Genomic DNA, 24377 nt, shown 5'->3' on the forward strand with positions numbered 1-24377 from the left:
TTCGAGTAATTTCTACCATTCAATCAATGAAAATATATTCGATTGATCAACTAGTAAAAATCCACACAAGTTGTTCTTCATAATCTCTTAATGATCTTCTTACCACTTCGTCAGTAGCAAGCTAGGTCGGCTATATTACTCTCTATTTCCAGAAAGTCAACTAGTAATTCAAATTATTTTAAACTTTCTTTCTAAAACACAACCCCAACACTTTGTGCTAAGTTGCTGTTTTATCAGAAGTTTTAATCTTCATCACCGCCGATGGATGTGCATTCTACAGCATTTCCTATACGTTGCAACCCCTTTTCTTTATTTTTTTTGAAAATACAGAACAACTGTTCTTTTTTTAATCTTTTTTAGCTATATTTAACGAAAGTTGATTAAATTTGAATTATTATTCATCACTTCTATTTACTGTTATTATAAAATATATAATTGTTATAGCGATGGCTTTAAGATTAAAGCATCAGGATTATTTTTATGGATCATAAAAGTTTACTTTTAATTAGCTCTTTTTTAATAGGAAGCTCAAGCTCTCTATATGCTAATGACATCTCCACTTCTGAAAATACAGACGCATCTCTTTTAAATGAATCTGAATATTCAGAACAAACAAAATTAAAAGATTTAAAAAATGTCAGACTTAAGGATTTAAAAGTAGATGCTAATGCAGCTCAACCTGATGCTGTCAAAGATCCGCTAGAACCTCTTAACCGTAAAATTTACCAACTTAATGACACTGTCGATCAAAATATTGTTCGCCCTATTGCTGTTCAATATAAAGAGAAAGTTCCAGTAGATGTTCGAGATTCATATAGTTCATTTAGAACAAATCTTACTGAACCTTGGAGTGCTGTAAACCAACTTATACAAGGTCGACCTTTACGTGCATTAAAAACACTTAGTCGTTTTACAATAAATACCGTAACAACTTTAGGCTTTGCCGACCCAGCTCAACATATTGGTTTAGGTGCTGAAAATGATGGCTTTGCAAATACATTAGGATACTATGGTGTTCCATCTGGACCTTATATTGTTTTACCTGTATTTGGACCAAGTACAATCCGTGATGGGGTTGGTTTAGCTGTCGATACTGTTGGTCGTCCTCAAGAATATTTAGACGGACAAGAAACTTTATATTGGTCTGATCAAGCCGGCCGTGGCATTAGTGCTCGTGCCTCTCTGATAGATTTAGAAGGCGCTGTTCAAGGTGATAAATATGCATCTTTACGTGATATTTACTTACAGCGTAGGAATTTCGTAATTGCTGAAAAGAAAGGCCTAGAGGCAGATGCTATTCAGTTTATTGATGATATAGATGATGATTTTTCTGATGAAGACACATCAACCTCAAAATCTGACTCTCAAAAATAGTTTATACTTTTATCTATAACGAATAGGGATTGAAAACTTTCCCTATTCCGTCCTAAATTGTTATATTAACTTTTGTTCAACATCAGGATCACCACTTTCTTTTATGTATTTCATTCAACCCACACGTGATATCCCCCATCTAGAGCAAGTGCTAGATGCACTTCCTAGTGTGCAAATGATTAACATTGAAGATATTCCAACTTACGATCCAACAATTATTGCAATTGCAGATGTTGAAGATTTTCTTGCACATCGCTGGAATTTACCCACTGTCGTTCTTGCATTCGATCAAGAAGGTATTGCGCTTTCTAAAGCATGGGAACTGGGCGCTCTTGCTGGTTGGTTATGGAATCATTTACCTGAAAATTTACAACTTACACTTTCCAAAATTGATGCTCAATATAAAAGAAACCAAGATAGTCGTGATTTACCATCCGCTGCCGATTTACAAAAAAAATTACTTCCAAATCCAATTGAACTGACAAACTATAAAGTAGAAACATTATTTAAGCCGTCTGCCTACTTATCAGGAGATTGGTTCGACTACTGGAAAATCAGTGATAAAGAAATTATGTTTTATCTTGCTGATGTTTCGGGTCACGGTGTTACCAGTAGTTTATTAACTTCTTGGATGGCAGCATTTCATGGGAGATCTAAAACTCCACGCGAATTACTTAAAAAGTTAAATGGCATGCTTGTTCAAGAAAATATTGAAAAACATATTACAATGATAAGTGGCATTTTAAATTTAGAAACCCATCAACTTAAATGGTCAAGTGCAGGACACTATCCTCCTGCTATTATTTTTGAACCAAATCATCCACCTAAAATTTTAAATACAAGTAGCTTTCCACTTGGTTTAACAGAAGATTTAGAAGTTGAAGAATTTGAATGCACATTAAATAAGCACGCTCGGTTTATTATTTGTTCAGATGGCGCACTTGAACCATACAGTGGCGGTCTAAATGAACAGTTTGTTCAATTGGTCTATCATTTGCAAAATCAATCATTTCAAGCACCAGACCATGTCGCAGATGATATTGCCATCCTCAGCCTACGAAGAGTTAATTAAACTATAAATCAATAATTTACTGCATATTAGACTATTATATAGAATACATATACTTGAGTCTAAACTATTGCTATGGGATAATTTAATATCCTTCTCTGAAAATGGCATTTATATGTCAACAGGTCATGTTGAATATGCAAGCTTGAACGGAACGCATATTTTTAAGCTTATAGGCGAAGTGCGCGCTCAATCTTGTATTAGTCTAGATAAACTTCTGGGTAAAATTGAAATGCAATCCAATATTGTAGGTGCAATAGTAGATTTAACTCAAACTACCTTTATTGATAGTACTGTTTTAGGTATCCTCGCTAAGCTAGGTTTAAAACTAAAACAAATCCATCATATTCAAGCAGTCATGCTTTCGACAAACTCTGATATCACTACACTTGCAAATAGCATGGGCTTAGGGCAAGTATTTGTTATCTTAAACTATTGTGGAGACCCTAATATTTGTACTAAAGCACTCGTTGATGAACATATCACTCAACACAATATGCTTTGCACAGTATTAGATGCACATAGAACACTCATGAAGCTAAATGAAAGTAATCAAAATATGTTTGAACCTTTAGTCAAACAACTTGAAAAAGAGCAAGATAATTTAGAACAAACAACCAGCACCCCTCAATAATTCCTTTTATAGGATACCTCATGACTTTACTTTCTGTAACTCAAATGAATTCTCAAGATGATATTGAAAACAATTTCATTGTCGTTGAGTCATTAATACAGAAAAGTAAAGCTGCTGGATCAAACCTTGTTGTTTTTCCTGAAAATTTCATTTGCTTTGCAGCAGGTAAACAGCAAGAAACAGCCGCTCGCTTTGAAGAGATACAACAACGATTAGAAAAACTTGCTCACCAATATCAAATATGGATAATTGCAGGAACTTTGCCTTGTCCATTTCGTCCCGATGGTTCGATTATTCCTGATGGACGTGTTCGCACAGTAAGCTTATGTATAAGCCCTGAACGTACCGAAGCACGCTATGACAAAATTCATTTATTTGATGTTCAAGTTGGTGATGCTGTTGGTGGCTATCAAGAATCAAAGTTTTTTGAACCAGGTTCTGAACTTACTATCGCCAAAACCCCTTTTGGTCATATCGGGTTAATGGTCTGTTATGATTTACGTTTTCCTGAGCTTTCTTTAAAGTTACGAGCACAAGGGGCAAATATTCTCACAGCACCTGCTGCTTTTACCTATACAACAGGTGAAATGCATTGGCAACTTTTACTGCAAGCCCGTGCTATGGACACTCAATGTTATGTTCTAGGAGCTGCTCAACAAGGTTGGCATGGTGAAAATCGTCAAACATGGGGGCACTCAGCAGCAAGCAATGCTCGTGGAAAAATTTTGAATTTAATTGAGACTGAAGGTACTCAGATTATAACCATTCCTTTTGATATTAATGAACAAGAACAAATTCGAAAATCTATGCCACTTTTAGCACATCGTCGTTTATTAAAATTATAAGTTATTTCTTGATCTGTTTGTATAGACTGTATTTAAGTTAAAACATCTATTAATATCAATTTACTTTTATTTTACATGGTGATTTGTCATTATGTTACTTCGCTGTATTTTAAGTTCTCTCTTACTTGTAACATCTTTTCTCACGTTTGCTGAAACAATAACTTCACAAACACCCCAAGCTAAAACTGAGTCTCTTGTGAATTCTAATATTCAACGTTTAGCTATTCCACCTACGCCAAACAATATATCACTACCTGCATTTGGTCAGGGTGTTATTGGTTGGGGAACAGGACCTGATGGTGCTGAAACTCGCCTCAACAACATTACGCAAGATGAAGTAAACCAGTTAAAAACTCAAAATGTCACTTTAGAATTGGTTGAAAGTTGGCAAAAGTTTTATGAAAATGAAACTCAGCGTAATCCTGGCAATCCTACAGCTCCTTTTCGTGCCAAACTCATGAAAAAAATTGTAGATTTATGGTAATAAAAAATGAATCAGCAGATTTATTCTGCAGATTCATTGGTTACACGCAATACCTCTTCTAGAGTCGTTTTTCCTGCGAGTACTTTTCTTAAACCATCTTCACGGATTGAACTACTTTGTTGTCTAGCATAAGACTCCAATTCATATTCAGCTGCATTTCCATGAATTAAACGGCGCATTTTTTCATCAATAGGTGCAATTTCATAAATCGCAGTTCGTCCAATAAACCCTGTATGAGAACAATGTTCACACCCTTTTGCTTGGGGTAATTTTAATTCATTACCTGATTTTACGCTGACAAATAAAGTCTTCTCAAAATCATCAGCTTCATGCCAAGTCGCACATCGAGAACATAATGTTCTCACCAAACGCTGAGCAACAACGCCAATTAAAGAACTTGATAATAAAAATGGTTCAATTCCCATATCTTTTAAACGTGTTACAGCACCAATTGCTGTATTGGTATGCAAAGTTGATAATACTAAATGCCCTGTTAATGATGCTTGTACTGCAATTTCAGCGGTTTCTAAATCACGAATTTCACCCACCATGACAACATCAGGATCTTGTCGTAGCATAGCTTTTAGTGCACGAGCAAAAGTCATATCTACTTTAGTATTTACTTGTGTTTGCCCAATTCCCTCTAGTTGATACTCAATAGGATCTTCCGCTGTTAAAATATTTTTAGAACCATCATTTAAATCAGATAAGGCTGCATATAGTGTCGTGGTCTTCCCCGAACCCGTAGGTCCTGTGACTAAAATAATGCCATGTGGGCGATGAACCAATTGTTTTAAGCGTTCATAGTCATCATTCATTAAACCTAAATGAGTCATATTTAAACGACCAGCTTGTTTATCCAATAAACGCATCACAACACGCTCGCCATGAGATGAAGGCAATGTTGATACTCGTACATCAACCTCACGCCCTGCGAGTCTTAATGAAATACGACCATCTTGCGGAATACGTTTTTCCGCAATATCCAATCTTGCCATGACTTTAATACGAGAAACTAGCAAAGGAGCCAGTTCACGGCGTGGTTGAACAATTTCCCGTAACTGACCATCTACACGTAATCGCACCGAAAGTTTTTTTTCAAAAGATTCAATATGAATGTCGGATGCACCCACACGAATCGCTTCTGAAAGCAAGGCATTAATTAAACGAACAATAGGTGCATCATCTTCTTGATCCATTAAATCTTCTGTTTCTGGCACTTGATCTGCCAAACTTAATAAATCAGGGTGATCCTCTAAACCTGCAGCAACTTGTTGGGACTCTCCAGTATCTCCTGCAAAACTTGAGCTCAATAGTTGATGAAATTCTTGCTCTGTGCATAATTGATATTGAGCAGGATGCCCTAAGTATCTTCTCGCTTCTTGTAAGGCTACAAGTGGAGTTGTCTCTTTTCGGACAATAAATGCTTGATCACCCTCATAACGAAGTAGAACACCATGTCTTTTTGCAAAACTATAAGGTATTTGTAAGTTTTTCAGTACTTGCATCAGAGATTTATAATAATGATAAAAATTTGATTTGAGTGTACTCTAAAGTTTGTGACTGCGTGAAGACTGTTTTACATTTTACTAGATAAAAGGAATGATTAGTTGTCTGATAAAATTAATTATGTTGAACCAAGCCTTTCCAAAATTAAATGGTGGGGTGAACAAGAATTTGAATTAAACAAACCTCGTGCTTGGCAATTTGGTTCTTTACTCTTTCGTATTACACGCAGTACACAAGAATGGCGTTTAGAATATTATCGACCACAATTACAATATGATTACGAACAGCAATGGCATAGCATTGATGATCCTGAGTTTGCATTTCCGCAACCATTAAAAATTGAACGTTATATGTTCAAAACAACACAAAATAAATTACAACTTATGCCACGTTTAGCAGATCGTTCAGTTGTAATTAAGCCTGTTGATCCTATTTATATTCCAGCAGGTCAAAGAGGTACTCTTTATATTAGTACCCCCCTTTGGTTAGCAGGTATGGTGAAGGGACAAAAAGAACCAATTTTTGATATTCCTGTTATTTTGCCTAAAGATACTTGGTTTGGTCCGAATCATCGTACAGGTGAAATTTGCTATGCTACCTCAGTTGATGGTCGAACAGAATTACGACAACTTTCACAACGCGCTTTTCGTGCAGTAACTCCAATTGAATTCCACAATACAAGTCATCATCAACTTCGATTTGATCGTATGAACGTACCCGTCCCCGCACTACCTCTATTTTACAGTGCGAGTACAGGTCGTCTTTGGACATCTCAAATTAAAGTCGTACATGAGGGTTCTGATCGCCCACCGCGTATTCGAATTGAAAACCGCACTCCTCCTCTAGCAGGAGATGTAACTTATCTTCATCCCCCACGAGAGCCAGCAAATGCGCTCTTCAATATGTTCGATTCATTTTTCTAATGGGGATATAAATGGCCGATGTAAATGTTTCTAAGGAATTTATAAGCACATTAAAAAGTGTTTTTACCAATATTAATACCGACAGACTTACAGAACTTTTAGTTGCTATTGTTTTATGTGCGATTGGCTATGTAGCCGCTCGCTTTATTTCAAATACGTTTATTCGAACTGTCGGTGCACGTTTTAATGCTCATCAACGTCTAATTTGGCGTCGTGGTATTTTCTATTTTATTTTTATTTTATTTGTAATGACCAGCCTAAAAGAAGCTGGATTTAAACTCAGTATTTTCTTAGGTGCAGCAGGTATTCTAACTGTTGCAATTGGTTTTGCATCACAGACATCAGCATCCAACTTAATTAGTGGTATTTTTCTCATTGGTGAAGGTTCATTTGAAGTTGGTGATACTATTCAAATCACCCTAATTCGCGGCCATACAGTGGAAGGTGAAGTGATTTCTATTGATTTACTTTCCGTAAAACTACTTACTCAAGATAATATTTATGTCCGTTTACCCAATGAACAACTGATTCGAGCCCCTGTACACAATCTTTCTAAATTTCCAATACGGCGTATTCCAATTACATTAGCTATTAATTTCCACGAAGATATTATTAAAGTACGTGAAGTTTTACTTGATGTTGCAAATAAATATCCATTGGTACTGTCTGATCCAAAACCAGCAGTAACCGTAACAGCATTTAGAGAATCATCTATTGAATTATTATTTGCAATTTGGTGCCAACAAGAAAACTTTTTAAAAGTTAGAGATGAAATGCAGGAACGTATTCGAAATGGATTTGTAGAAAATCAAATTGAAATTCCTGTTCCAAAAATGGGGTTCGTAGATCATCCTCTTTCTGCTTTAACGAATGAAGAAATTGATCAATATGCTAATCAAAAAGAAATCAAGCGCGAACCTAAACGTGATTAACTTTTGATTGGGTTTAAAAAAGCGACTTCTATTTAAGCCGCTTTTTTATTTTATTTTTCATTGGGCATAGGAGCAATATAGGCAATCAGTAGCATGATTAATCCAGCACCCAAAAATGAAATGACTCGACTTAATGTTCCAATATTAGACAAATCTAAAAGTACCAATTTAAAAGTCACAATGACTAAAATACTACTTCCCAATAGCCATAACATTTTTATATTTTTCTTCGTTGCTATACTCATGGCAATAAATGCCAAAATCACCCATAACAAAGTCAAACTTAACTGAATTGTTGAATTAAACCAAACTTCAAACTGATCAATAGGTGTATCTAAATACACATGTAAAGCTCTTAATAAAACATAACTACTCAGCCACAATAATCCCAATACAGCCATAATCGAGGCCAAACCTTTATCTAACCCTCCTTTTACTTGCATCATCAACATCCACATAAAACCTACCAACATTGCAATACTGATGAGATCAAAAGGATTTAAAATTGGAAAAAAGTAAAATTGAAATGTCTTTTTTGAAAATAATTGAGAACATATCATCCAAACAATCATTAAAACAAGCGTAGCTCTTGTCTGCCAAAACATTTTCCATTCAGGATAATTTCGACCATAGCACCAATAACAAAAGCTTAAAGGTAAAATAACAACACTCACATAAGGAGAACTTGGAAAAATAGCCAAGCTAGCAAATGCTAAACTACTGAATGTTCCCATACTGACCCATTCTTTTTCTGTTTTCACACCCAATAATGGTCGTAACCACAGACTGGTCAGTAATAATCCAGCAATCAACACCCCCATTCGTTCATAACTAGAAATCCATTCAATTTGACCATTCGTCGTACGTGAATAAATAAGAATATAAGCGAATAAATGTATTGGCACTAAACCTACCCATTTAGGTAGTAACCAACCCCATGCAATATCACGGCTTAATAAAATTTCATTCAATACAACATAAATTATTAAACACAGAAGCAATGTATTAATCATGGTCAATTGACCACTCAACTCATCACGAATTAAAAACAACAATAATGTTGTTGCAGAAATCATCAAAACTGATAAAAATGCAATTAATACAGCATTAAATTGTTGTTGAAAAGTCGTTTTAAAATTAGCGATAAATACACAAGTAAAATAAGAAATACATAAAATCCAAAATACAATATTTGGTATATCTTGATAAGTTACTGCACTTTCTATACCCGAGACACCTGCAACTAATAACAGTCCCATTGATAAATAATGACTTACTTTTGAATTTCTATATAGCGCATAAATAAAGATGACTAGACCAACAAGCGACCACCCCACAACATTCCAATATTCTGGCAATAATATTGGAGGGATAAGCACAAGGAAGATTTGCATTAAACTTAAATAGCTTTGTGCAATAAATGGAATAAATTGATTTCTTTTTGCAAATTGATATAACAATGCAAAAATAACCGCAAACAAAGCACTAAAGCCCGCCCGCCAATACATTGCATCAAAATACATCACATATAAATATAAATATCCAATAATAGGTGCACCAAAAATAAGTGCTAAATCTAAACTTGGCTTCAATTTAAATTGTTGTAAATTTTTTCTTGCCAGTAGTTGGCTAAATCTAAAACCTAACCAAATAAATAATGCAGTGTGTACAACCACCAATGTTGTTAATAATGATCGCTCTTCAATATAGCCACGATCTATAGCATATCCGCCACCAATAAAAACAGTCACAAAAAAAGCAATTTGATTTAAAACTTTCCACGGACGAATACTAGATAAAACCGTAATCGCAATATTAATCACTAAATAATATGCAATAAATTCAACCGCTGTTGCTTGGCGTATAGGTAGTGAAAAAGGTGCTAAATAGGCAATTAGCATTGCCATAATTGCAAGCTCTACAGCATTTTGCTTTAAACTTAAATAAATCGTTAAAGCCATGACAATGATAAATGCAATACTAGCTAAATAAAGATGAGGAATAACTAAATTATAATATGCAAAAAAAACTGTTAAACATAAACCAGCTAAACCAAGCCCTTCTATAGCCAAAGAAAAGCTTCTATTTTTTTCGTGTAATTTTATTCCAATCCCAACAATTCCCAAACTAATAAGACTAATGAGCCCAAGTTTCATCGCAAGACTAATTTGCCAGTGTTCTGTTGCAAAGCGTAATAATAAAACCAATCCAATCAACAAAATAACAATAGCGACTTTTAAAATAGGATTTCCTTTAAATAGCCATACTTGAAGCTGATCAACAAAACTTATGGAAGAGTCATCTATATGATGTGATCTACTATTTATAACTTTCCTCTCTAGATTTTCAGACTGCCTTTCAAGCATAGGCTGAATAGAAGCTATAGCTTGGGTTCTAGATAAAAAATCTAAAGCTTCATTATTAGCATCGGCTTTTTCAGTTATTATAGTTTGAGAAAGTTCTATATTTTTATTTTGCTGAATTAATCTATCTAAAGTTTCATTTTGATTTTTTTTAATTTTTAAATCAATTTCATAAATTGCAGCATCTATCGCATCAAGCCTCTTTAAAAAAAAATATACCCAGACAATCACACCAATAATAAATAAATACGTCCAGTCAAAAAATGCACTCAAGCCAATAATTGCAGTCGAGATATATAAAGGGATTTTATTTGAAGAAATAGTATTTTTTATTTCAAAATCTTGAGACTTTTTTTCAAGATTTTGAGTCAATGTATTCATGTAATACATCATGCTAACAATAAGCACAATCCCACAAATAACAGTCATTTCTGTAAATTCTAAAAACCATGCTCCTGCCCCCATGATGATGATCATCATGAACCAAATCATTCTAATCTCATTACTCCCCTTCAACATATTTCGAATATTTCCTTCTGAGTTATGCCTCATCATACAATATTATTATTTTGATTGTTTTATCTCCAAAGATTTCCTGTAAGCTCCTGATACAATCATGTATCTGCGACAGTTGCAAAAATCACGTACAATAACGTTGTTATTTGGATAAGGAATCAATCAATGCCACCATTTGTCTTGGTAGATGGCTCATATTTTTTATTTCGTGCATTTCATGCAGTACCCCCATTAACCACGTCAACAGGTTTACACACTAATGCTGTTCGTGGTGCTATTGCTGCCATCCAAAAATTAATGCGTCGCATACAACCAACACATATGGCTGTTATTTTTGATACGCCTGAACCTACTTTTAGACATGAACTTTCACCTATTTATAAAGGTGATCGCCCTAGTATGCCTGAAGAATTATCACAACAAATTCCATATCTCCATGCATTGATTCGTGCTTTAGGTATTCCTTTACATATGTTACCGGGTGCTGAAGCCGATGACATTATTGGAACTTTAGCTAAACGTGCAGAAGCTTTGGGTCATCAAGTTCTTATCTCGACAGGAGATAAAGATATGGCTCAATTAGTAACAGATAAAGTCACTTTAGAAGATAGCTTTAAAGAACGTCCATTAGATGTAAATGGTGTATTTGAAAAATTTGGCGTCTGGCCAAATCAAATTATTGATTACTTAACCCTCATGGGCGATGCTTCCGATGGCATTATGGGTGTCCCAGGTGTTGGTGCTAAAACGGCTGCAAAATTATTAACCGAATACGGATCAATTGGTGGCATTTTAGAAAATGTTGACAAGATTAAAGGTAAAGTCGGCTTAAATATCAAAGAAAATGTCGATGGTATTGCGCTTGATCACCAACTTGCTAGTATTGTTATTGACCTAGATCTTACTTTTGGCTATGACGACTTAAAACTACAAGATCCAAATGTTGAAACTTTACGTCATCTTTATACAGAACTTGAATTCCGTAACCAATTACAATCTTTAGATCATCCAAATAATCCAAACAATGCAGCTTATAAACAAACTGCCAAAGCCATTACTAAAGAAGTTCAACAACCGACTGTTGAAGCTGAACAACAAGCTAGCGTAACAAGTAGTGATGATCAACTTGGACAAGCGACTTATCATACTGTTCTGACTCAAGCAGATTGGGATGCATTATTTAATCGACTCAATACTGAAAAACGCTTTGCATTTGATACAGAAACCACAAGTTTAGATTATCGAATTGCACAAATTGTTGGTTTTTCTGTAGCTTTTGATGCAAAAGATGCTTACTACGTACCACTTACACATGACTATGAGGGTGCACCTCAACAGCTTGATCGAGAAATCATTCTTGCTCAAATTAAACCTATTTTAGAAAACCCAACAATTAATAAAATTGGACATCATCTAAAATATGATGCTCATGTTCTTGAAAATCATGGCATTCAATTACAAGGCTGGTATTTCGATACCATGCTTGCCTCTTATGTTTTAAATTCAGTCGCAACACGTCACGGTATGGATGATGTGGCTCGTCTATATTTAAGTCATTTAACAACAACATATGAGCAAGTTGCGGGTAAAGGTGCAAAACAAAAAACCTTTAACCAAATTGAAATTGAAACTGCTGCACACTATGCCGCAGAAGATGCACATGTCACCTATCGTTTATATGAAGTTTTAGATGAAAAATTAAAACAGCATCCTGAACTCATCAATATTTTGCATAATATTGAAATGCCTGTAGCACGTGTTCTCACGATGATGGAAGAAAATGGCATTAAACTTGATCTGAGCTTTTTAGATCAACTAGGTAATGAATTCGCACATACCATTCAGAATCTTGAAAATGAAATTACTGAAATGGCAGGTGAAAGTTTTAATGTCAGTTCACCGAAACAAGTAGGTGAAGTACTCTTTGAAAAAATGGGCTTAAAAGGTGGCAAAAAAACATCGACTGGACAATACAGCACCAGTGAAAGTGTTTTAGAAAAAATTGATCATCCTATTACTGAATTGATTATTGAGTATCGTGGTTTATCAAAACTTAAAAGTACCTATACAGATGGTTTATTAAAACAAGCCAACAATGACAGTCAACGTGTTCACACTAGCTATCATCAAGCACTTACAGCGACAGGTCGATTATCATCAACAGATCCAAACTTACAGAATATTCCTGTTCGTGAAGAAATTGGACGTCAAATTCGTAAAGCCTTTGTTGCCCCTGAAGGTCGTGTCTTACTTGCTGCTGATTATTCACAAATTGAATTACGTTTAATGGCACATTTTTCCCAAGATGAAGCCCTCGTTCATGCGTTTAATCATGGGCAAGATGTTCACCGTCGTACCGCAGCAGAAGTTCTTGGTATTGCTTTAGAAGATGTAACATCCGATCAACGTAGACAAGCAAAAGCCGTTAACTTTGGCTTACTTTATGGTATGTCTGAATTTGGTCTAACACGCCAACTTGGATTTAGCCGTGAAGAATCACGTGCCTATATTGCACAATACTTCAGACGTTATCCTGGTATTTATGACTATATGGAGCGTACTCGCCAAGTTGCACGTGAACAAGGCTTTGTTGAAACGGTATTAGGTCGTCGCTTATATACACCAGATATTCTGGCAAGCAATAAAATGATCAAGCAAGCTGCTGAACGTGCTGCAATTAATGCTCCGCTTCAAGGTTCAGCTGCAGATATTATTAAAATGGCAATGATTGCTGTTGAAAAAATACTTCCAAAAGATCAAGCAAAAATGCTACTTCAAGTACACGATGAATTGGTTTTTGAAGTCGATGAAAACATTGCAGATGAGCTTGCTCCACAACTTGCAGAAGTTATGCAATCCGTTTTACAACTGTCTGTTCCATTAATTGTTGAAGTGGGTAAAGGTAAAAACTGGGATGAAGCACATTAATTAATTTCATTATTCCTTTTAAAACTATCAATCATAAAAAAGGACGCTTAAGCGTCCTTTTTTAATCTATCTACTTAAATCATTACAAACCCGTCAATAATACTTTTGCTGCTTCATCCATCATAATTTCAATAATATACAATGCTAAAAATGCTAATATAGGTGATAAATCAATCATCCCCATATTCGGTAAAAAACGGCGAAATGGTGCTAATAATGGTTCCGCTAATTCTTGAACAACTTCAATATAAGGTGAACGAGACTGCGTAAACATTACCACCCAACTTAAAATAATCGTAGCAAAAATCAAATAACGACAAAAACGTAGTAGATCCTGAATCATCGTTACAAAAGTTAAGATGAGTAAATGGACAGGACTATTTGGCATAATACCAACCAAATACCTTTCACCGTACATCTTTAACAAATACAGTACGACCAATAAAACCAATGCTGCTAAATTTACTCGACCTTTAGCCACAGTTGGAAAAATTCGACTAAAAATATCAACAATTTTTGTTGCTTTTACTGTCGAAAGTACCACTGGGTTATAAGGAGTTACTGCCGCTAATTGCATTAAAAAACGGAAGAATACGAGCAAAATTGCTACGTTAATAATAATTCCAAAAATTAGCGCAGAATTTGCACCCATACTAAAAACATCCTAAAACAATAAATTTATTTAATACTTTCACTTAAATCTTGTGCAAGTTCTTGGCTACGTGTTTTCGCAGCAGCTAGCGCAGCTTGAATGTTTTGTGAAATATGCCCACGATCAAAAACTTCAATCGCAGCCTGTGTTGTACCATTTGGTGAAGTCACATTCTTACGTAATTGTGCAGGAGAATTTGCACTCGTAATTGCCATTTGTGCTGCACCTAATGCTGTTTGTAACGTTAAAGCTGTTGCTGTTTTTTCATCAAGCCCTAAGTTTTTACCAGCACGAATCATACTTTCCATCATATAGAAAAAGTATGCAGGACCTGAACCAGATACTGCTGTCACGGCATCAATCTGAGATTCGGTATTTACCCAAAGCGTTAAACCTGTTGCAGCCAATACTAAACTTGCTAATTCACGATCTTCTGCATTCACAGCATCAGTTGCATATAAACCATGTGCACCTGTTTGTACCAATGCAGGCGTATTCGGCATTACACGAACAACTTTATTTGTGCCTAGCAAATTTGAAATTGTTGCAATTTCAGCACCTGCAACAATCGACATCACCAGTTTATCATTTAACAAGCCATGAAGTGGTTGTAATACTTGAACCAAAACCTGAGGCTTTACTGCAAATAATACAATATCAGCATCGCGAATTGCGGCAATATTATCATCCGTCACATGCACATCTTTTTCTTGCAATAATTGACGTACTTGTTCAACTGGATCTGAAACTGTAATACGTGTTGGTGCTAAACCTCTAGCAATCAAGCCACCAATTAAGGCTTGAGCCATGTTACCACCACCAATAAAAGTAATATTACAATCTAATACTGCACTCATCGTTCACGCTCATCATTGAGTATTTATCTTTGGGAAAGCAAATTGGGTTGCCAGCCACCTGTTTCACAATATGGAGATTGAGCCAACCAAAATCCCTTCGGTGTGAAGACACCTAGAATAACATTATCTATGCTCAATATTTGAATTGTATGCCGTTGCCATGGAAAAATTTGTGCTTCTTGTATTGCTTTCTTTAATGGCCATGCACCAACCCTGCCATATAAATGAACTTTTTCACCACCTATTCGTGGTTTTATAACTAAAGGTTGATTTAACAACTCAAAACTCAAACCAATATTTTCAGTTTGAATCTGGTAGTGACCAGATAATACATTCATCATAGTATTGAGCTGAAATGAAATATTCTGTTCAACAATATCTTGGCTTTGCTCAGCTAAAAAATCACTTTTATGTATTCGATAAAGTACATTTTGATAACGTACATAATAATAGTGATTCCAATGTAACTTTGCTTGAGCATCATTTTTAGAAAAAATCACTTCTTTTTGTAAACGCTCTACCATATCTAAAGATGGTCGATACTGCTCCTCACCTTTCATCCAAGCCGATAATAATTGTCTTTGTCTTGCTTGAGAAAGAAGTTGAAATTTATCTAATATTAAACACTGATGATTACCACATTCATGTAAATCACCTTGTACAATTTCTTTTAATATTTCATCTGCATCTTGCATCAACAAACTTGTTCGACTTACAGCTTGTTGCATTTTTGGAAAGCGATTTTGTAAAAATGGCCATAACTCTTCACGACACCAAGCTCGATCGTAATGAATATCTGTATTTGTTGGATCTAATATATTTTGCACATTGAGCTCTTCTGCCCATTGGCAAATTTGCTCACGTGTTAATTCTAAAAATGGTCGCCAAATACGAAAATTTGTTCTTTCTTCATAAACTTTCATCGCAGCAAGACCATGTACGCCCGTACCAGAGAATAATCTAAGTAAAACAGTTTCTGCTTGATCTTGTTGATGATGCGCTAAAGTTAAAATTTCATGTGATAAAAGATGTTTTTCATATGCACTATAGCGTGCATTTCTTGCTTGTAATTCTAAATTTCCATCTGCAACTTGTACTTTTTCAACAATACAAGGAACACCTAACATTTCACATTGTTGTGAAACAAATTCCCCCCAATCTTTACTGATATTTTGTAATTGATGATCAACATAAATGGCTCGAATTTTTTTAGGATATAAAAAAGACATTAGATGTAGTAGCAACATAGAATCTATGCCACCACTACATCCAATTAAAAAGTGCGTATTTTCAGAAAAATTCTGAAATTGATTTAAGACGCTAATCCTAAATTTTCGCTGCCAAACTTCATCAAACGCTGGTAACGTGCTTCGCATCTTTCTTTCGCATCCATTGGTTGCAATTCATCGAGTGCTTCTTTTAGCACTGATTTCAAGCTATACATGACTTCTTCAGGATGTAAATGAGCACCCTCACCTTCATCCACCACATATTCAACAATACCAATTTTTTTCAATTTCTCAGCTGTTAAAGCTAGGGATTCACTTGCTTGTTCAGCTTTTTCTGCCGTCTTCCATAAAATAGAAGCGCAACCTTCAGGTGAAATCACAGAGTAAATACTGTGAGATAGCATAACCACACGGTCAGCAACACCAATACCCAGTGCACCACCAGAGCCACCTTCACCCAAAACTGTTGCAATTACAGGCACTTTTAGACTAGACATTTGTGCCAAACTTGATGCAATTGCTTCGGCCTGACCACGTTCTTCAGCACCAACACCAGGGTATGCACCCATCGTATCAATGAAAGTAAAAACAGGAAGATTAAACCGTTCAGCCATATCCATAAGACGTTGTGCTTTACGATAACCTTCAGGATTACTCATACCAAAGTTATGCTTTAATTTTTCACGTGTACTACGACCACGATGCTGACCAATCACCATAACAGGTTGACCATCAAAACGTGCTAATCCACCAACCATTGCACCATCATCACCAAATAAACGGTCACCATGAAGTGCATCAAATTCTGTGAAAATCTCACCAACGTAATCTAAAAATTGCGGACGTTCAGGATGACGTGCAATTTGTACTGTTGCCCATGCTTTTGATTGAGCTGCTTTATTTTTCATAGGTCGACCACTATCCCTAAACTAACCATACGTTAATGGATGAATTGTTCCGACTGAATTGTTAATCCAATATCCCAATGTTTAAATTGCACTTGTTCATCATGCAATTCAGCAATTAACAAAGGCCATTGTTTCGCATCGCCAGAAATTTTAAGTTGCCATTGTTGCTCATTATCTACTGTTAATTCAATGGCAGGAAGCATCTCATCGCTACGACTGTGATTCACTAAAACTGCTAAACGAAGCAATAGACAAAGATAAACTAATTTGCTACCACCTACTTTCATGACATCTAATTTAGCATCATGACGAAGCTTACGACGATGATGTGCAACTAAGTGTGAAAGGTGATTTTGATCAATCTGTGAAAAACCAGCAATATCGGAATGTTGCAATAAATATGCACCATGACGATGGTAACCACTATGACTAATTGCTAAACCAATTTCATGTAAATATGCTGCTCGACGTAATAAATCACTATCATCACTCGATAAATGAAGAATACCTGCAACGCCATCAAATAACTTTTGTGCTGTAGCCACAACACGCTCGGCTTGCTTTGGATCTGCATTATAGCGACCAATTAATGCATGTACAGACCGGTCTCGAATATCTTCATGCTGAAAACGTCCAAGTAAATCGTACATTACACCCTCTCGTAGAGCGCCATCCGAATAAACCAAAGACTCTAAATTCAAAACATCAAAAATTGCATATAAAATTGCAACACCAGCAGGCAAAACTGCTCGCCGATCTTCTTTTAAGCCATTAAATTCAATATCTGTAGTTGTTTTACATTTTAAAATTTTATCTTTTAATTTTTCTAGACCTTCGCGAGTCAAATGCTCTTGTTCATTACTCCAGCCCATATTCACTGCAATTTGACGACAAGCTTTAATCGTACCACTAGAGCCAACAACAGTATCCCATCCTTCAGCTTTATAGGTATTTACAATACCCGCAATTTCTTTACGTGCAGCAACAACGGCTCGATCAAATCGACTTTGGCTAATTTCACCATCAGGAAAATATGCTTTAGTAAAAGCAACACACCCCATTTGAATAGATTCAGTATGAATTGGCTCAAATGCTTCACCAATAATTAACTCTGTTGAACCACCGCCAATATCAATGACTAAACGACGACCACTATTTGCCATCGTATGTGAAACACCCAAATAAATTAATCGAGCTTCTTCACGACCAGCAATAATTTCAATTGGTTTTGGTAAAATTTCAGCAGCCCTTTGAATAAATTCATGACCATTTTTAGCCTGACGTAATGCATTCGTCGCCACTATTCTTAATCGATTTGGCTGTACAGAACTTAAACGTCCTACAAATCTTGCTAAACATGCTAAACCACGTTGTTGTGCTGCTTCTGTTAAGTTTTTATTTTCATCTAATCCTGCTGCCAATTGTACTTTTTCTGACATTGAGGCAACTTTTTTTACTTCACCATGATCCACTCGCGCAATAGCTAAATGGAAACTGTTTGACCCCATGTCGATGGCTGCAAGCAACTCTTCATCAATCAAAAAATCAGACATTATTTAAATAAACCTATACAGAGTTATGCTTAGAGTAATTCACCTATTCATATTTGAAAAGCCATTTATTTCATCATTTAACGAATTTACAACTTTCATATTTTCTCACAAAGTGACATTGTTGGTCACGATTACTACTATCGTGAGCTCCAATTAGACAATTGTTTACGAAAGGTTGAAAATTTGACTATATCCCACATTGTTAACTTAAAGATGGCTGTGTAATACTAATATTATGTAATCGCCTCTTTAATAAAGATTCACTCTGGAGCAACATCCATGTCAAACAACATTGTAAATACAACCGATGCTAATTTCGCAGTAGACGTATTAGAGTCAGAAACACCAGTACTCGTAGACTTTTGGGCTGGCTGGTGTGCACCATGTAAAGCAATTGCACCTGTATTAGAAGTACTAGCTACTGAATACGAAGGTAAAGTTAAGATTGTTAAAGTTGATGTAACAACTTGTTCTGATACTGCAGTAAATTATAATATTCGCAACATTCCAGCATTACTTATGTTTAAAAATGGTGAAGTTGTTGCTCAACAGGTAGGTGCTGCACCAAAATCTAAATTAACTGCTTTTATTGAAGAAAATATTTAAGCATTTAATTTATTGAAAATACGCTATTTTTTTAATAGCGTATTTTTTTCGTCTATAAATTGACAAAGCGCTCAATCTCTCTTATATTGCTATCTCAAGGAATAAAGGCTTTCAGCCCTAAAATTTCTTACAAGACACAACACATAAATGCCGCTCGGCAACAGAAATTGCTTTTCACATTTCTCTTTAAACAATTTTTCAGTTCTTTGAATTGTTATTGTGCGAACCAATTGCTTTCGTTTTATTGTACGTCTGCGGCCTATTTGTGCTTTCTTTTCTAACCTGTACCTCAGAATTTTAATTCTATCTGACCTCATATGAATCTAACTGAACTCAAGAAAAAACCGATTGGCGAACTCATCAAGATTGCCGAGTTTATGGGCCTAGAAGGAATGGCGCGTAACCGTAAGCAAGACATTATTTTTGCCATCTTAAAGCGTCATGCAATGAATGGCGAAGAGATTTTTGGTGATGGCGTTCTAGAAATTTTGTCAGATGGCTTTGGCTTCCTTCGCTCTGCCGCGGGTTCTTATTTAGCAGGCCCTGACGATATCTATATCAGTCCATCGCAAATTCGCCGTTTTAACCTTCGTACTGGTGATACAATTACAGGTACAATTCGTCCACCAAAAGAAGGTGAACGTTATTTTGCTTTATTAAAAGTAAATCAAATCAATTACGATACGCCTGAAAACTCACGCAATAAAATTCTCTTTGAAAACTTAACACCATTATTCCCAACTGAACAATTAGTTATGGAATTAGGTAACGGTTCAACAGAAGATTTAACTGCACGTGTAGTTGACTTAATTGCTCCAATTGGTAAAGGCCAACGTTCTATCATTGTTGCACCTCCAAAAGCGGGTAAAACAATGTTAATTCAAAACATTGCTCAATCCATTGTACGTAATAACCCTGAAGTCTTCCTAATCGTTCTTCTTATTGATGAACGTCCAGAAGAAGTAACTGAAATGGAACGTACAGTTCGTGGAGAAGTAATTGCCTCTACATTCGATGAATCACCAGCACGTCATGTACAAGTTGCTGAAATGGTCATCGAAAAAGCAAAACGTCTAGTAGAACATAAAAAAGATGTTGTTATTCTACTTGACTCAATTACTCGTCTTGCACGTGCATACAACACTGTAATTCCTTCATCAGGTAAGGTTTTAACAGGTGGTGTAGATGCTCATGCTCTAGAACGTCCAAAACGTTTCTTTGGTGCAGCGCGTAATATTGAAGAAGGTGGCTCACTCACAATCATTTCAACTGCGTTAATTGAAACTGGCAGCAAAATGGATGAAGTTATTTACGAAGAATTCAAAGGTACGGGTAACCAAGAGATTACTCTTGATCGTCGTATTGCTGAAAAACGTGTCTTCCCAGCGATGAATATTAAGAAATCTGGTACACGTCGTGAAGAGCGCTTAATGGATGAAGACAACTTACGTAAAGTATGGATTCTTCGCAAGTTACTTCATCCTATGGATGAGCTTGCAGCTGTAGAATTCTTACTTGATCGTATGAAAGAAACCAAAACAAATGATGACTTCTTTGATCAAATGAAACGTAAAGCATCAAACTAAGAACTTGATGAATCAATACAAAGGTCAACTTAATGTTGGCCTTTTTATTAAGAAACATTACACAGAATTTATACACAAATTATGAGATAAAAATTGTAAACAAATGATTTTTAAATAATAAAAAATAAAACCCAATATATTTTAGTAAGTTATAGTCATACTATCCAATATAAACTTCACATTTAATTGTTATTTTCTGTTAAAAAAACCTCGTTTTATCTCCAAATTTATGTCTTTTTTTCTGTCAACCAGTAGATATTCCTTTTGCTCAGTGGTAGCATATCGGCAGACCAGTTAGACTGCTCCTGCATTGTTACTACCTAACAAATTTAGGAATAATAAAAGCACTTAACAGGCTAACGTAGGTTTTTTTTAATCTCATATTTTAGAGAGTGATGCCATGTTATTCAAAAAAATCGCTATTGCTGCTGCAGTTGCTACTACTTTAGCTTTCGTTGGTTGTGCTAAAAAAGAAGCTGCTACTGAAACTGCTGCATCTGAAGCTACTTCTGAAGCTGTAGTTGCATCTGAAGCTATCACTGTAGTTGCATCTGAAGCTGCTTCTGACGCAGTTGACGCTGCTTCTGAAGTTGTTGTAGAAGTTGCTACTTCTGAAGTTAAATAATCTAACGATTATTAGCTAAAAAAAAGAGAACTTACGTTCTCTTTTTTTTCGTCTAGAGTTTAATTAAATAAGTCTAATTAAACTCTGAAATGAACAGATCAATCGATCTGTTCATTCCCAACGCGCTGACGAAATTTCTGTCCAGCACGGAACGTTACAACTCGACGAGCTGAAATAGGAATTTCTTCGCCAGTTTTAGGATTACGGCCTGGGCGCTGACGTTTGTCACGCAACTCGAAGTTACCGAATCCTGAAAGTTTCACATGCTCTCCTGCAATTAGCGCTTGACTAATTTCATCAAAGAACAATTCGACCATTTGTTTTGCTTCACGTCGATTTAAACTCGTGAGCTCACTTAAATGATCAGCCATTTCTGCTTTTGTTAATGCTGTCATGAAGCCCTCAATGTAGCTTGGTAAGTTGTTTCTAAAACTTGAAGGATATTATCCATTCCCGTTTTAATTTCTGCATCTTCTAATGTACGTGTTGGATGTTGCCATAAAAGTGCAAACGCTAAAGAACGTTTACCTTCTTCTACACCTTGTCCAGTGTACACATCAAATAGCCAAGTAGAATCTAGCAGCTCCCCACCCGTCTTCTTGATAAGCTGCTCAATTTCTCTAACACTAATATTATCATTAATTAAAAGCGCAATATCACGTCTAACCGATGGAAAACGTGATAATTCTGTAAAATTAGATACATAATTTTGCAAAAGTGTCAGCTGATCGACTTCTACAACCCAAGTTGTGCCCAAATCCAAGTCATTTTCCAGTGATGGATGTAAACGACCTAAATAACCAACTGACTTTCCTTTGATTAAAATTTCAGCAGATTGCCCTGGGTGTAACCAAGAACGCTCAGAACGTACATACTCAACCTTAACACGACCTGCTGCTAAAATCTCTTCAACTTCACCTTTTAAATCAAAGAAATCCATAGCTTGTGGCTTACCATGCCAAGATTCAGCAGTCTTAGGACCAACAGCAATCATTGCCAAAGTAGGAATTTGTTTCAAATCTTTTATAGATTCTGCATTTTGATAATCAAAACGTAAACCTAATTCAAAGAAACGTACACGACCTTGTTGACGATTAATATTATATTGAACGCATGGGATCAAGCTTGACAATAATGTAGAACGCATTACAGCCAAATCACTTGAAATTGGATTTGCTAAAGCTAATGGTTGTACATTTGCATTCAACTGTTTCTCTAGTTTAGCATCAGCAAAACTAAAGCTAATTGCTTCTTGGTAACCTAAAGTCACTAATGTTTGACGTAGTTCTGCAAGCTCAAACTGGTCTTGATATTTTGCTAATTGCACATCAATAACAGGCAGACTCATTTGAATATTATCATAGCCATGAATACGAGCAACTTCTTCAATAAGATCTTGATAAATTGCCATATCATAACGATGTGATGGTGGTACTACACTCCACTCACCTTCTGCTTGAACCGTTACATCACAACCTAAACGTGTTAATGCATCTGTAATAAATGCAGACTCCACTTTATAGCCAAGTAACTGATCTACCTGTGCTTGTTTTAGTGCAATCGCTTCACGTTTTGGTAAAAACTCAGTTTTTTCCGCAACAGTGATTGGACCAAACTCACCACCAGCAAGTTCGCTAATTAATTGTGATGCACGATTCATTGCAACTAATGGTAATTCAAAATCTACACCACGTTCATAACGTTGTGATGCATCTGTATGTAAACCAAAACGACGAGCACGTCCAGCAATATGCAATGGAGCAAAGAATGCAGATTCTAAGAAGATTTCAGTTGTTTCATCTGTTACAGATGAAGATAATCCACCCATAATACCTGCAATTGCCAATGCTTTTTCATCATCAGCAATGACCATTACATCTTCTGAAAGTTCAACTTCTTGTTCATTTAACAATGTTAATTTTTCAGCCGCTGTCGCTTGACGTACATGAACAGCACCTTGAACTTTTCCACCATCAAAAGCATGAAGTGGTTGACCAAGTTCAATAAGAACATAATTCGTAATATCAACTAAAATGCTATGCTGACGAATACCTGAACGAGCTAAAGCGCGCTCCATCCACTCAGGTGTAGGTGCTTTAGTATTTACATTCTTAATTACACGACCTAAGTAACGTGGGCAACCTTCTGTATCTACAATTACTTTTTTCTCATCAGCAATTGTTGCAGCAACTTCTTTAATTTCAGGTGCTGTTACAGGAAGTTGATTGATCACACCAATTTCACGTGCTACACCACGAATACTGAAACAATCACCACGGTTTGGTGTAATACTAATATCAATAACGTGATCATCAAGTTCTAAATATTCACGAATATTTACACCAATAGGAGCATCAGCAGGAAGTTCTAAAAGACCATCAATTTTATCTTCTAAATCAATTTCTGATGCACCACAAAGCATACCTTGTGATTCAACACCACGAAGCTTGCCTTTCTTTATTTTAAAATCGCCTGGTAATACAGCACCAATTGTTGCAACTGGGGCTTTCATACCTACACGCACATTCGGTGCACCACAAACAATCTGTAATGGTTCACCTGAACCAATGTTGATTGTTGTTACACGTAAACGGTCTGCATCTGGATGTTGCTCAACAGTCAACACTTCACCAATAACAACACCTGTAAATGGCTTTGCAGCAGGTTCCATGTCATCGACTTCTAAACCAAGCATCGTCAGTTGGTCTGACAATGTATCGCTATCAATGGCTGGGTTGACCCAAGTGCGCAACCAATTTTCGCTAATTTTCATTTATATAAAAC

20 protein-coding genes are annotated in these 24377 nt (G+C 35.9%); 11 read left to right on the plus strand and 9 right to left on the minus strand.

What is annotated here, in order from left to right; genetic code table 11:
- Positions 1 to 480: 480 nt before the first annotated feature.
- From AOY20_RS01220 to AOY20_RS01240, 5 genes are all read left to right on the plus strand, one after another.
- Positions 481 to 1374: an MlaA family lipoprotein gene (locus AOY20_RS01220; RefSeq protein WP_054580182.1), complete on the plus strand. Its 894-nt coding sequence runs from the start codon at positions 481 to 483 to the stop codon at positions 1372 to 1374.
- Between the two features lie 103 nt (positions 1375 to 1477).
- On the plus strand, positions 1478 to 2446 hold the full coding sequence (gene gigA, locus AOY20_RS01225; protein WP_054580183.1) for an RsbU family protein phosphatase GigA: 969 nt from the start codon (positions 1478 to 1480) through the stop codon (positions 2444 to 2446).
- A gap of 112 nt (positions 2447 to 2558) precedes the next feature.
- Positions 2559 to 3077 (plus strand): anti-anti-sigma factor GigB, encoded by a 519-nt coding sequence (gigB, locus tag AOY20_RS01230; RefSeq protein ID WP_054580184.1) that lies wholly within the window; start codon positions 2559 to 2561, stop codon positions 3075 to 3077.
- A 20-nt stretch (positions 3078 to 3097) separates the two neighbouring features.
- Complete coding sequence (locus tag AOY20_RS01235) at positions 3098 to 3922, plus strand: carbon-nitrogen hydrolase family protein (protein WP_054580185.1); 825 nt, start codon at positions 3098 to 3100, stop codon at positions 3920 to 3922.
- Between the two features lie 91 nt (positions 3923 to 4013).
- Positions 4014 to 4406, plus strand: coding sequence for a DUF4951 domain-containing protein (locus tag AOY20_RS01240; protein ID WP_054580186.1), 393 nt, complete (start codon positions 4014 to 4016; stop codon positions 4404 to 4406).
- A gap of 20 nt (positions 4407 to 4426) precedes the next feature.
- Here the strand turns inward: AOY20_RS01240 and gspE are convergent, their stop codons facing one another.
- Positions 4427 to 5914, minus strand: coding sequence for a type II secretion system ATPase GspE (gspE, locus tag AOY20_RS01245; protein ID WP_054580187.1), 1488 nt, complete (start codon positions 5912 to 5914; stop codon positions 4427 to 4429).
- Positions 5915 to 6016: 102 nt separating this feature from the next.
- Between gspE and AOY20_RS01250 the strand changes: the two genes are divergently transcribed.
- A complete protein-coding gene (locus AOY20_RS01250) occupies positions 6017 to 6838 on the plus strand; it encodes a hypothetical protein (RefSeq protein WP_054580188.1) in 822 nt (273 codons plus the stop codon).
- Between the two features lie 11 nt (positions 6839 to 6849).
- Positions 6850 to 7770 carry a mechanosensitive ion channel family protein gene (locus AOY20_RS01255; protein ID WP_054580189.1) on the plus strand — a complete coding sequence of 307 codons (921 nt, stop codon included), beginning with the start codon at positions 6850 to 6852 and terminating at the stop codon, positions 7768 to 7770.
- Between the two features lie 50 nt (positions 7771 to 7820).
- Here the strand turns inward: AOY20_RS01255 and AOY20_RS01260 are convergent, their stop codons facing one another.
- Entirely contained in the window at positions 7821 to 10625 is a 2805-nt protein-coding gene (locus AOY20_RS01260) for a DUF2339 domain-containing protein (RefSeq protein ID WP_227510354.1), read from the minus strand.
- 189 nt (positions 10626 to 10814) lie between these two features.
- On the opposite strand from AOY20_RS01260, the gene polA reads away from it, so the two are divergent.
- On the plus strand, positions 10815 to 13577 hold the full coding sequence (gene polA / locus AOY20_RS01265) for a DNA polymerase I (protein ID WP_054580191.1): 2763 nt from the start codon (positions 10815 to 10817) through the stop codon (positions 13575 to 13577).
- Positions 13578 to 13659: 82 nt separating this feature from the next.
- On the opposite strand, the gene AOY20_RS01270 is transcribed toward polA, so the two are convergent.
- The 5 genes from AOY20_RS01270 to ppx are packed head-to-tail and all read right to left on the minus strand — an operon-like array spanning position 13660 to position 18776.
- Entirely contained in the window at positions 13660 to 14229 is a 570-nt protein-coding gene (locus AOY20_RS01270) for a YggT family protein (RefSeq protein ID WP_054580192.1), read from the minus strand.
- 26 nt (positions 14230 to 14255) lie between these two features.
- Positions 14256 to 15086 (minus strand): pyrroline-5-carboxylate reductase, encoded by an 831-nt coding sequence (gene proC / locus AOY20_RS01275; RefSeq protein WP_054580193.1) that lies wholly within the window; start codon positions 15084 to 15086, stop codon positions 14256 to 14258.
- A 23-nt stretch (positions 15087 to 15109) separates the two neighbouring features.
- Positions 15110 to 16462: a tRNA lysidine(34) synthetase TilS gene (tilS, locus tag AOY20_RS01280; protein ID WP_081403328.1), complete on the minus strand. Its 1353-nt coding sequence runs from the start codon at positions 16460 to 16462 to the stop codon at positions 15110 to 15112.
- Entirely contained in the window at positions 16399 to 17223 is an 825-nt protein-coding gene (locus AOY20_RS01285) for an acetyl-CoA carboxylase carboxyltransferase subunit alpha (RefSeq protein ID WP_054580195.1), read from the minus strand. The genes tilS and AOY20_RS01285 overlap by 64 nt, the downstream gene beginning before the upstream one ends.
- Before the next feature lie 32 nt (positions 17224 to 17255).
- The gene (gene ppx, locus AOY20_RS01290) at positions 17256 to 18776 is read right to left on the minus strand and encodes an exopolyphosphatase (protein WP_054580196.1); all 1521 of its coding nucleotides are present in this window, start codon (positions 18774 to 18776) and stop codon (positions 17256 to 17258) included.
- A 279-nt stretch (positions 18777 to 19055) separates the two neighbouring features.
- Between ppx and trxA the strand changes: the two genes are divergently transcribed.
- The 3 genes from trxA (at position 19056) to AOY20_RS01305 (ending at position 21593) form a co-directional block, all read left to right on the plus strand.
- Complete coding sequence (gene trxA / locus AOY20_RS01295) at positions 19056 to 19382, plus strand: thioredoxin (RefSeq protein WP_054580197.1); 327 nt, start codon at positions 19056 to 19058, stop codon at positions 19380 to 19382.
- Between the two features lie 317 nt (positions 19383 to 19699).
- Positions 19700 to 20968, plus strand: a complete 1269-nt coding sequence (rho, locus tag AOY20_RS01300) for a transcription termination factor Rho (RefSeq protein WP_054580198.1) — start codon at positions 19700 to 19702, stop codon at positions 20966 to 20968.
- Positions 20969 to 21368: 400 nt separating this feature from the next.
- Positions 21369 to 21593 carry a hypothetical protein gene (locus tag AOY20_RS01305; protein ID WP_054580199.1) on the plus strand — a complete coding sequence of 75 codons (225 nt, stop codon included), beginning with the start codon at positions 21369 to 21371 and terminating at the stop codon, positions 21591 to 21593.
- Between the two features lie 98 nt (positions 21594 to 21691).
- On the opposite strand, the gene AOY20_RS01310 is transcribed toward AOY20_RS01305, so the two are convergent.
- Complete coding sequence (locus AOY20_RS01310; RefSeq protein ID WP_054580200.1) at positions 21692 to 21988, minus strand: integration host factor subunit alpha; 297 nt, start codon at positions 21986 to 21988, stop codon at positions 21692 to 21694.
- Positions 21985 to 24366 carry a phenylalanine--tRNA ligase subunit beta gene (pheT, locus tag AOY20_RS01315; RefSeq protein WP_054580201.1) on the minus strand — a complete coding sequence of 794 codons (2382 nt, stop codon included), beginning with the start codon at positions 24364 to 24366 and terminating at the stop codon, positions 21985 to 21987. The genes AOY20_RS01310 and pheT overlap by 4 nt, the downstream gene beginning before the upstream one ends.
- Positions 24367 to 24377: the final 11 nt, after the last annotated feature.

It is taken from the genome of Acinetobacter equi, from assembly GCF_001307195.1.
Taxonomy (GTDB): Bacteria; Pseudomonadota; Gammaproteobacteria; order Pseudomonadales; family Moraxellaceae; genus Acinetobacter; species Acinetobacter equi.

Excerpts from the sequence above, each read along its gene's own strand:
- AOY20_RS01220 (WP_054580182.1), top strand. The coding sequence starts at position 481 with ATGGATCATAAAAGTTTACTTTTAATTAGCTCTTTTTTAATAGGAAGC.
- gigA (WP_054580183.1), top strand. The coding sequence starts at position 1,478 with ATGTATTTCATTCAACCCACACGTGATATCCCCCATCTAGAGCAAGTG.
- gigB (WP_054580184.1), top strand. The coding sequence starts at position 2,559 with ATGTCAACAGGTCATGTTGAATATGCAAGCTTGAACGGAACGCATATT.
- AOY20_RS01235 (WP_054580185.1), top strand. The coding sequence starts at position 3,098 with ATGACTTTACTTTCTGTAACTCAAATGAATTCTCAAGATGATATTGAA.
- AOY20_RS01240 (WP_054580186.1), top strand. The coding sequence starts at position 4,014 with ATGTTACTTCGCTGTATTTTAAGTTCTCTCTTACTTGTAACATCTTTT.
- gspE (WP_054580187.1), bottom strand. The coding sequence starts at position 5,914 with ATGCAAGTACTGAAAAACTTACAAATACCTTATAGTTTTGCAAAAAGA.
- AOY20_RS01255 (WP_054580189.1), top strand. The coding sequence starts at position 6,850 with ATGGCCGATGTAAATGTTTCTAAGGAATTTATAAGCACATTAAAAAGT.
- AOY20_RS01260 (WP_227510354.1), bottom strand. The coding sequence starts at position 10,625 with ATGATTTGGTTCATGATGATCATCATCATGGGGGCAGGAGCATGGTTT.
- polA (WP_054580191.1), top strand. The coding sequence starts at position 10,815 with ATGCCACCATTTGTCTTGGTAGATGGCTCATATTTTTTATTTCGTGCA.
- AOY20_RS01270 (WP_054580192.1), bottom strand. The coding sequence starts at position 14,229 with ATGGGTGCAAATTCTGCGCTAATTTTTGGAATTATTATTAACGTAGCA.
- proC (WP_054580193.1), bottom strand. The coding sequence starts at position 15,086 with ATGAGTGCAGTATTAGATTGTAATATTACTTTTATTGGTGGTGGTAAC.
- tilS (WP_081403328.1), bottom strand. The coding sequence starts at position 16,462 with ATGCGAAGCACGTTACCAGCGTTTGATGAAGTTTGGCAGCGAAAATTT.
- AOY20_RS01285 (WP_054580195.1), bottom strand. The coding sequence starts at position 17,223 with ATGAAAAATAAAGCAGCTCAATCAAAAGCATGGGCAACAGTACAAATT.
- ppx (WP_054580196.1), bottom strand. The coding sequence starts at position 18,776 with ATGTCTGATTTTTTGATTGATGAAGAGTTGCTTGCAGCCATCGACATG.
- trxA (WP_054580197.1), top strand. The coding sequence starts at position 19,056 with ATGTCAAACAACATTGTAAATACAACCGATGCTAATTTCGCAGTAGAC.
- rho (WP_054580198.1), top strand. The coding sequence starts at position 19,700 with ATGAATCTAACTGAACTCAAGAAAAAACCGATTGGCGAACTCATCAAG.
- AOY20_RS01305 (WP_054580199.1), top strand. The coding sequence starts at position 21,369 with ATGTTATTCAAAAAAATCGCTATTGCTGCTGCAGTTGCTACTACTTTA.
- AOY20_RS01310 (WP_054580200.1), bottom strand. The coding sequence starts at position 21,988 with ATGACAGCATTAACAAAAGCAGAAATGGCTGATCATTTAAGTGAGCTC.
- pheT (WP_054580201.1), bottom strand. The coding sequence starts at position 24,366 with ATGAAAATTAGCGAAAATTGGTTGCGCACTTGGGTCAACCCAGCCATT.